The following is a 382-nucleotide window of genomic DNA, read 5'->3' on the forward strand; positions in this document are numbered from 1 at the left end:
CTCTGAAATAAATGGTATGGCTGTCGTTACAGTTGGTATTTGGAATACGTTTGACCAGGTAACGAAAGATAAATATATAAATGACCTGACTCACCTCACTATGAAATTCACCCGTGCACCTTTGGATAAAGTTTTGATCCTTATTCGAGAAATGGTACCAGGTAATTGGGGGCAAAGTGGTGTGACAGGAGCAGATAAAGATTTTCTTTCAAAAAGTCGACAATTGTAAACGGTTTTCATATTAGCAATGAAAATTGGCTCAATAAAATAACAATAATAAGGGAGATAATGTTCAATGGCGAAAAATTTGCAAGATACTACGACTCTTTACAATGGTGTTAAAATGCCTTGGTTTGGTTTGGGAGTATTTAAAGTGGAGGAG

General features: G+C 36.1%; 1 protein-coding gene and 1 pseudogene. Both read left to right on the forward strand.

Annotated elements, in window-relative coordinates; genetic code table 11:
- Positions 1-229, forward strand: a 229-nt coding sequence (locus tag HP401_RS29550; RefSeq protein ID WP_173607634.1) for a tautomerase family protein, incomplete at its 5' end; no start/stop codon positions are given.
- 66 nt (positions 230-295) lie between these two features.
- Positions 296-382 (forward strand): annotated as a pseudogene (locus HP401_RS29555) (aldo/keto reductase); the annotation flags it as partial.

It is taken from the genome of Brevibacillus sp. HB2.2 (assembly GCF_013284275.1).
Lineage (GTDB): Bacteria > Bacillota > Bacilli > Brevibacillales > Brevibacillaceae > Brevibacillus > Brevibacillus brevis_D.